Source organism: Chloroflexus sp. MS-G (genome assembly GCF_000735195.1).
In the GTDB taxonomy this organism is placed as follows: Bacteria; Chloroflexota; Chloroflexia; order Chloroflexales; family Chloroflexaceae; genus Chloroflexus.
This window is the reverse complement of record NZ_JPIM01000150.1, coordinates 1-8,544: the sequence shown is the minus strand read 5'-3', so window position 1 is coordinate 8,544 and position 8,544 is coordinate 1. Positions and strand designations below refer to the sequence as shown.

Below are 8,544 nucleotides of genomic sequence, written 5' to 3'. Positions count from 1 at the left end.
TGATCTGCGAACGTGTGACCTCTGGTCTTCACCAGAGGGTAGTCTGAATCTGGCGCCGTTTACCTGTGTACGCCACATTGGCACTGAAGTAACACCCTACCGAGCACCTGAGCTGTACGATCATTCGGTGGAACCGAGTCAGGTGAGTGATATTTACGCAATTGGTGCAGTACTCTATCACCTGCTCACCGGTTGGCCGCCAACACCCGCGCATCAGCGGCAGGCAGGGGTGCCGCTTAATGCACCGCGGGTGCTGAATCCGCAGGTGTCGATGTTGGCCGAGCAACTTACGTTGCGTGCGTTGGAACTGAAACCGGCCAATCGCTATCAACGGGTGAGTGAGATGCGGAGCGCGCTGGAAACGGTGCGCTTGATGGCCGGTCGGCCGATGGGGGCAACAGCGCCTATCGAGAAGCCTGCTGCCCCGGCCATGGCTACCTCTACACCGCCTGCACCCGCGCCAACTTATGCTACAGCGACATCGGTAGCAACGTTACCGCCTGCTCCTCCACCGACACCGGTAGCTTCTTCGGTCGGGAGTGCGCCGGTTGCAGCACCATCTCGACCACTGATTAGTACCTCGTGCTTACTGGCGATAGTGGCCGGTCTCGCGGTGATTGCACTTGGCGTTTGTGTGCTCCTGGCGATATTGATAGGGCTGTATCTGACCAACGCCTCATTACCGGGTTGGCCCGGTAATGCACTGGCGACCAGGCCGACCAATGTTCCGCTACCGACCACCGAAACCGTTTCAAAAGCCGATTTGTTGCAACAGGTTGCAGCGATTACGCAGACTGCTCAATTGCGCGAAGATGATCTGGGAGCGGCTACTTACAGCCCTGATGGTGCCCTGATTGCCGTCGCTGTTGGTCAGACTATTCAATTGCGTGATGCTACCTCACTGACCATACAGACCACCTTCAGCGGTCACAAGGGAGAAGTGAGTTCGCTGGTGTTTAGTCCTGATGGTGCAATACTAGCCTCTGGTGCGCAAGATGATCCGGTTGTGCGGTTGTGGGATGTGCGCAAGGGTCGTGAGTTAGCGCAGTTAGCCGGTCACGAAGACTGGATCCGGTCGCTGGCGTTCAGTGCTGATGGACGGTTGCTTGCATCGGGCAGTGCCGATCGCACAATTCGGATTTGGGATGTAGAAAAACGGCAGGTTGTAGCCGTTCTCCGTGGTCATACCGATCTACTCGGAAATGTGGCGTTCAGTCCAGACGGACAGCGGCTAGCTTCGGCATCGCGTGACGGTACAGCGCGCTTGTGGGATGTAGAAAGTGGTCGTCAGATTGAGACGTTTCGTTTTAGTGCGCCGGTGAACCCTGAAACGAACACACCTTTTTGGTTAACCGGTATCGCCTTTTCCGCCGATGGTCGTCAGATCGCTGTTGGATCGATCAACGGGAGTGTCTACCTTCTCGATGCGGCAACCGGTAATGAACAGCGAGAATTGCGTGGTCACGATGGTTGGGTGGTGATCCGAGGTGTGGCGTATAGTCCTGATGGCCGCCTGCTAGCCAGCGCCAGTCTTGACGGAAGTGTCCGTTTGTGGAGTCCGGTGAGTGGGGCTGAGCGTGGGGTATTGCAGCAACGTGGATTGCGTCTGCTCGGTCTGAGCTGGCATCCAGATAGTACGCGCATCCTGGCGTCAAGTGATATGGGAGGGAACCTGGTGGTTTGGGATGTTGATTCATCCCAGGTCGTGCAAAGTTTTCAGGTAACCCAGGGTGTAGTTACAGGCGTCCGGTACGGGCCAGATGGCAAATTACTGGTCGCCAGTGGTGCCAATGGTGCGGTTCGGGTGCACATGCTCGATACGGGTCGTACATTCAGTCTCGATGGTGGTGCAGCGACGGCTCAGTATATCGATTTCATTAGCGATTCTGAAGTAGTGGCTATCAGTGAAGCCGGTGAGATTGTTGCCATTGATCTGACCAATCGGCGCCCCAATGAGCAGTTGAGTGGAATGAACGGATTCCCACTCAATCTGACGGTCAGCTCAGATCGGAGCATGATTGCAGTTGGGAATGAGCAGGGTGAAGTGTATCTGTGGGAGACAGCAAGCCGCAAATTTTTACGTCGCCTCAGTGGTTTAGGCGGACCGGTTTACTCGCTGACATTTAGCAAGGATGATGCATATCTTGCTGCGATCACGAATCAACCCGCCGATTCGCCAAAGATTGCTGTCTGGGACGTAACTCGTGGCGGTCAACCCCAGATTTTGCAAGGTCACAATGGACCAATTACCAGTTTGATCTTCTTCGACAACCTGCTCTTTAGTGCCAGTAGTGACGGCTCGTTACGAGTTCGTGATGTGACTCGTAAGAATACCGAGGTATTCCAGCTCAACGTTCCTGAAGAACGTGGCTGGTTGACCAGCCTGACGATTTCTCCCGATGGTCGTTTGCTGGTTGCAGGGACAATAAGTGGTCATTTGATGTTTTACCAGCGGGATAATGGGACGTTACTCCGCGAAATTGATTTATCAAATGCCGGTGCAGTTCTGGCTGTCGCTATAAATCCTGATGGTTCACAACTGGCAGTCAGTACTCGCGATGAAGGGATTGTTCTGTTTGATCTGACATCGCTTCGTTGATCCGTCAGATGATACTCATCTGCCTGCATGTTGGCGGAGCAGCCCTGTTATTTCATTCATCTGCCGAAAGTGTTATATCCGAGTATGACCAGCGATTACGTTTGGGTGCCGATAGGTATCGTAGACCGTTCGGCACCCATCTCTAGAAGTGAGGCTCCAATTTGCCCGCGCTTCGTTGCGCTGGTGCAGGTTCCGACCCTGACCTACCGTTATCTCTAGCCCAACGCTCAATATGCTGCACTGCGGCAGGAGCACCGCCTTCTGCTCGCATCATCGCACTGACTATTGCTGCTCGTGAGCGGTACGCTGGATCGAGTGCCTGTTGCAAGGCGCTCTGCAATCGTTCTACCGATAGCTCAGTGACCGGAATGGGTGGTGGATTGGCCCCAGTCTTGTGTGCACGCCAGGCCCAGAACGGCTGGTCGGCAGCGAGTGGAACGATCACTGACGGCACACCTGCGCGCAGGGCGCTGGCGGTAGTGCCAGCGCCGCCGTGATGAATCATTGCCGCTGCCTGGGGCAGTAACCAATCGTGGGGAATCTCATCGGCCAGGTAAATCGTATTGGGAACGCGCTGAACCGTAGCGTCTGCCCATCCACGCTGGATGATGCCACGCAGTCCGGTTTGACATAACGTTTTTATAATCATTGTCATGAGCGATGGTGTGTCGCGGCTTACCATACTGCCAAAACTGACAACAACTGGTGGTGGACCAGCTTCCAGAAAGGCTTGCAATTCAGGTGGCGGTTGCCATTCGGATTGGGGGAATGTCCACGTACCGGTTTGTACCGTCAGTGGTGCACAACCGGGTGGGACGAGCGCAGCGCTATACGCTTGCAACAACCCAAAATGACGTCCCGGTGTAGCCCACGAGAGACGGGCAGGGCCAATATCGGGAAAACGGGAGCGCAGAATCCGGTAACTCAGGCTTTGGCTCAAACGAAAGACGGTTTGGGTAAACACGTGGCTGAGGCGTCTGCCGGTGAGACCAATGAGGTCGGTAGGCCACATAATACTGGCAATCTCGACCGGTGGATCGAAAAAGGGAAAGAGTTCAACCGTGCATTCGGCAATCCCGTATTCCTGGGCATAAAGATGACTGAGTGCGACGGTCAGAAACGAGGATACGATCATATCGACGGTACGTGCAGCTCTTTTGATGCGGCGGGCAATCTCTGCGCCAATTGGCATCGCAAAGCGATAGATGATCCATACTAGTCGGAGTGGTTGGTTGCGTGCTTCGTCGGCGATCTGGCGGGCCAGGGTCTCGACATTGCCTGGGAGCGGTAGAAAATCTATGTGATGTGAGATCGCAAATGGTGCAAAGCGCTCTGGGGCTGCTAAAATCGGTATGTGCCCTGCCTGGCGAAGTGCTACGCCAAGGGCAAGAAATGGCTGCACATCACCACGACTGCCGTAAGTGAACATCAGAATGCGCATGTTGTGTCTTTCGGTGCTGCGGGTCGAAAATCTGAACGCGATCGTTGCCTTGCTGTCTCTGAAGGTGACCCCGATGCAGGTCTGGCATAAGCCTGCCAGCACCTGCCCATCGCTAGCGTGTCGCTGAGTATGCTCTTTCCGTGGCGTGTCTTCTGTCACTCTCCTGTCTTTTGGGAGAATGACAACCGGTATTGCACAATAAGAAGATACTTCCTTACGATACCATTTCACCCATCACTCGCAAATATTCCTGATCGAATTGCCATAACAGTCCTTCTGATTGCGCATACGGACCGGGTCGGTAGGCGCGTGAACTGACTCCCTGTTGCGATAGTTCGCAGACGTGCCAGTCCTGCCGGTTTGTTCGATCCCAAAACTCTACGGCGTCAGATGGATCAAAGTCTGGTGAAGCCATCGTTTCAGGATCAAAGTACCATTCGCAGATCACGGTGGTGGCATTCGGTTGGCGCGGGATCAGCCGATGGGCCATCACATAGTCAGGATGCAGGCTGAGCAAGAGGTTGGGAAAAATGGAATAGTAGTAGACGCGCTTGTGATCTTCAGCAGCCAGCTTGGGAAGTGGTGGCCGACGGGTCTGGCCGTTCAGGGTCATACTGTCGTAAGTAAGCTCCATGTAACCGCCGAGAAATGGGCCACTGGTCAGATCATTACGTCCGCTCTGCCAGGGAGAGACGGCCACCAGCTCAGGGTGAATCAGCGGGCAATGATAGCATTCTGAATAGTTGGCCACAATCAGTTTCCAGTTGGCGGCAACCTCGTAAACGATCTGCGCGCCACGTTGCAAGCGGCTCATTTCCCATGTCTGAAACTTACCGATCAACGGCGCAAAGGCTTCTGCAAATGGTGTTGGTTGCCTAGCTAGCGATACAAAGACAAAACCGTCCCACTCAGCTACCGCCGCACTGATCAGCGGCCAGTCTTCACGCCGAAAACCGGGTGCGTCCTGCATATAACGGGCAGCAGCCAGCGTTCCATCGAGCCGATAGGCCCAGGCATGGTACGGGCACAGAATAGTTTCATGAAACTGACCTTGCATTTCTGTGCAAAGACGAGCACCTCTGTGACGACAGACGTTATAATGGGCGTAAAGCTGACCATCGTGATCACGAACTAGGATCAGACTCTCACCAGCGATCTCTATCAATTGATAGGAGCCAGCAGCCGGCACTTCGGCGCTACGTCCGACGCAAATCCACTGTGTGGCAAAAATACGCTCTTGTTCGCGGGCGAATACTTCTGAACTGGTAAAATAGTGGCCGGGCAGTGTGTAAGCCGGTCGATCCAGGGATGCACGGACGAAGGTTGTCATAGGCAAAACCTCACTTCTGCGATATAATACCGTTTGAAAAGATCATCCTAATCAATAGTCTCGAAGGAGGGACGAATGTTCAACCCGTTTAGGCGAAAAGATCAGGTTCAGTCGGATCAGCGTCATCGCGTCCCGCCCGGTCAGTATGTTACCGATAAGTTTCCTGTCTTGCACTACGGTTCTGTACCTAAGTATACCAATGTTGAAGAGCAGTGGGATCTCCGCTGTTGGGGTGAATTGGCCGAACCGATCCGCTTCAGTTTTCGCGAGTTTCGCGCATTACCTACAACGACCATCAAAACCGATATTCACTGTGTCACGCGCTGGAGCAAACTCGATACCGTCTGGGAGGGGGTAAGTTTTCGCGAGTTTCTCCGCCATATTCCGCCGTTGAAGCCTTCGGCTCGTTTTGTGATTGCCCATAGTGAGCAGGGTTATACGGCGAATCTACCACTTGACGTATTGCTCGATGACGATGTGCTGTTAGCGTATAAGTATGACGGTCAGGAACTGACACCAGAGCACGGGTATCCTTTGCGCTTGCTGGTGCCAAAGAAGTATTTCTGGAAGAGTGCGAAGTGGCTGCGGGGTATTGAATTTCTCGATCACGACCGTCTCGGTTTCTGGGAGCGCTACGGCTATAACAATAATGCCGATCCCTGGCGTGAAGAACGTTACGCGGATGACTAAAGAACTTGATGAGCAGATTGCGGCAGCAATTGCCGAACAACACGTGCTACGTACACAAGTACGGTTGCACGATGACTACGGTGAACTTCGTCTGGTAGCCGGTGTTGATGCTGGTTTTGAAGCCGAAGGGACAATTATTCGGGCTGCGGTTGTGGTCTTGCGCCTGCCTGATTTGCTTCCTGTTGATTATGCACTGGTACGGCAACCAGTTACCTTTCCCTACGTACCGGGCCTGCTGGCCTTTCGTGAGGCGCCAGCCATTATTGCCGCCATTAGTCGTCTGCGCACATCACCTGACTTGATTATCTGTGATGGTCACGGAATCGCGCATCCACGGCGCTGTGGGATTGCCTGTCATATCGGTGTACTGCTTGATCGGCCAACAATTGGTTGTGCCAAGCATCGTTTGATCGGACAATTTACACCTCCGCCTGCCGAACGTGGCGCCCGTCAGCCACTGTACGACGGTGATGAACAGATCGGTTGGGTGTTACGAACCCGAGCCACCGCCCAACCGGTCTTTGTCTCGCCCGGTCATCGGGTTAGCCTTGATCGATCACCAGAGTTGGTAATGGCCTGCACGACCCGGTATCGCCTTCCTGAAACGACTCGTTTTGCGCATCGGCTGGCGTCAGATCATCAGCTTCCCCTCATTCCTTGCTCGTCGCTTCACGAAGAAGAGGAATGAGCAGCGGAGACAGGTGCTCCTCACCCGCTTTCAGAGCGTAATCAAAAACCCAGCTTTCGCATTGAGCACGTACCGTAGCTGTGCAATCATTGCGTGAGGGTGCCAACCGTCCTCCCTTCCTCGCCCTTGGTGAGCGCGACAGTGGTACCATCCCCTTCCTCTCCTCTGGTGTGAGAGGAAGGGGGCTAGAGGGGAAGGTGAGGGTGCGCTAAGCGTGCGCCGTAGCACTGGCGCTGACCCCGATGCTACCCGTTTCTATCGCGTCGAAGAGACGCCGGTGCTGCTCGCCAACATTCCCCGAACCATTCTGGAGATGCTATGGTCGCGCCTTGGCAAAAGCCCAGATTTGTTGCTGAGGCGCGTCGTTTCTTGCCCCTTCAGCCGACGTCCCTACTGAGCACCTGATCAAAACCACGAGTTTCTGATCAGGCACTCAGATCCTCGCGTAGGCAAGAAAGGCGTCGATGTTGTAAGCGCCGATCTTCCTTTTGGCAAATTCCCCCTAAAATCAGCGAATCTTTTTGCCATTCTGTACGGTTTCTCTAGTAGGACAAATAACTCATACTGGAGAAGCGATCATGCGTCAGTTTACTATCGGTTTCATTTGCCTGTGGCTGCTCATTGTTGCCCTTCAACCAATTCATGCTCAATCACCGCTCATATTGATCAATGAGGTCATGCATTATCCGTCATCGGGGTCAGAGTGGATTGAGCTGTATAATCCGGGTACCGTGCCGGTTAATCTGAGTGGTTGGCGGATTGATGATTCGGTTATCGGTGGACCTCATACCCTGATCGGTGAAGGAGTGGTTATTGCTCCGAATAGTTTGCTGGTTATCCCACTGACCAGTGCTATACTCAACAATAACGATCCGGATCGAGTTATCTTGAGCGATCCAACCGGTCAGGTGATCGATCAGAGTCCGCTGATCGTTTTACGACCTGATCAGACCATCGCTCGCCAGCCTGACGGTAGCAATACCTGGATAGTGGGTTCGCCTTCGCCGGGAATCTGGAATAGTGGTGATCCACCTGCCACAGGCATTCCGACCACGCCCACACCAGGCACGACGAACACGGCTACACCGGACGCAACAGTCACCGCCACGCCGAGCGCGACGGTCACGGTCACACCGAGCGCGACGGCCACGGTCACGCCGAGCACGACGGCCACGGCCACGCCGACACCAACCGCTACCCTGCTCCCGTCGCCGACGCCAACGCCAACACTGCCGGCAGCCGTGGACCAGGTGGTGATTAACGAAATTGCCGCAGCGGGCGAGAAGGAGTGGGTCGAGCTGTACAATCGCGGGCCGACGGCGGTCGAGCTGGCGGAGTGGCAGCTTGAGCGGGTGAGCACGAGTGGCAGTCGCGTGGTGCGTTCGTTGCCGACGGTGACGCTGGCCGCAGGCGAATGGCTACTGATACCTCTGGCAAAGGGTACCTTACCCGACGGTGGGGCGCGGCTGACGCTGTTCTGGCAGGCGACGGCGCTGAGCACGGCGGTCGAATACCCGGCGCTCAGTGCCACGACGGTCTATGCCCGCGTGCGCGATGGCGCACCCGAGTGGCTCGTGCGGGAACAGGCGACGGCCGGTGTGTCGAATAATCTGCCCGCAACACTCACACCGAGCGCGACGGCCACGGTCACGCCGAGCACGACGGCCACGGCCACGCCGACACCAACCGCTATCCTGCTCCCGTCGCCGACGCCAACGCCAACACTGCCGGCAGCCGTGGACCAGGTGGTAATTAACGAAATTGCCGCAGCGGGCGAGGAGGAGTGGGTCGAGCTA

Annotated in this window: 7 protein-coding genes; 5 read left to right on the top strand and 2 right to left on the bottom strand. The window is 55.3% G+C overall.

The genetic code is table 11. The features are described 5' to 3' along the window. The coding region (locus tag JE47_RS0118405; RefSeq protein WP_031461155.1) for a PQQ-binding-like beta-propeller repeat protein at positions 1–2,599 on the top strand (2,599 nt) is incomplete at its 5' end. Positions 2,600–2,741: 142 nt separating this feature from the next. On the opposite strand, the gene JE47_RS0118400 is transcribed toward JE47_RS0118405, so the two are convergent. Continuing rightward, a complete protein-coding gene (locus tag JE47_RS0118400; RefSeq protein WP_081910072.1) occupies positions 2,742–4,040 on the bottom strand; it encodes a glycosyltransferase in 1,299 nt (432 codons plus the stop codon). Between the two features lie 214 nt (positions 4,041–4,254). Next, positions 4,255–5,370 carry an aromatic ring-hydroxylating oxygenase subunit alpha gene (locus JE47_RS0118395; RefSeq protein ID WP_031461153.1) on the bottom strand — a complete coding sequence of 372 codons (1,116 nt, stop codon included), beginning with the start codon at positions 5,368–5,370 and terminating at the stop codon, positions 4,255–4,257. Between the two features lie 75 nt (positions 5,371–5,445). Here JE47_RS0118395 and JE47_RS0118390 point away from each other — a divergent pair, with 75 nt between their 5' ends. The 4 genes from JE47_RS0118390 to JE47_RS22455 form a co-directional block, all read left to right on the top strand. Then, positions 5,446–6,060: a sulfite oxidase-like oxidoreductase gene (locus JE47_RS0118390; protein WP_031461152.1), complete on the top strand. Its 615-nt coding sequence runs from the start codon at positions 5,446–5,448 to the stop codon at positions 6,058–6,060. Continuing rightward, positions 6,053–6,748: a deoxyribonuclease V gene (nfi, locus tag JE47_RS0118385; RefSeq protein WP_031461151.1), complete on the top strand. Its 696-nt coding sequence runs from the start codon at positions 6,053–6,055 to the stop codon at positions 6,746–6,748. The genes JE47_RS0118390 and nfi overlap by 8 nt, the downstream gene beginning before the upstream one ends. A 214-nt stretch (positions 6,749–6,962) precedes the next feature. After that, positions 6,963–7,145, top strand: coding sequence for a hypothetical protein (locus tag JE47_RS21690; protein ID WP_152556109.1), 183 nt, complete (start codon positions 6,963–6,965; stop codon positions 7,143–7,145). Positions 7,146–7,326: 181 nt separating this feature from the next. After that, a partial coding sequence (locus tag JE47_RS22455) for a lamin tail domain-containing protein (RefSeq protein ID WP_031461150.1) occupies positions 7,327–8,544 on the top strand: 1,218 nt, incomplete at its 3' end.

Coding starts and splice junctions, on each gene's coding strand:
- JE47_RS0118390 (WP_031461152.1), top strand. CDS start 5,446: ATGTTCAACCCGTTTAGGCGAAAAGATCAGGTTCAGTCGGATCAGCGT.
- JE47_RS0118400 (WP_081910072.1), bottom strand. CDS start 4,040: ATGCGCATTCTGATGTTCACTTACGGCAGTCGTGGTGATGTGCAGCCA.
- nfi (WP_031461151.1), top strand. CDS start 6,053: ATGACTAAAGAACTTGATGAGCAGATTGCGGCAGCAATTGCCGAACAA.
- JE47_RS0118395 (WP_031461153.1), bottom strand. CDS start 5,370: ATGACAACCTTCGTCCGTGCATCCCTGGATCGACCGGCTTACACACTG.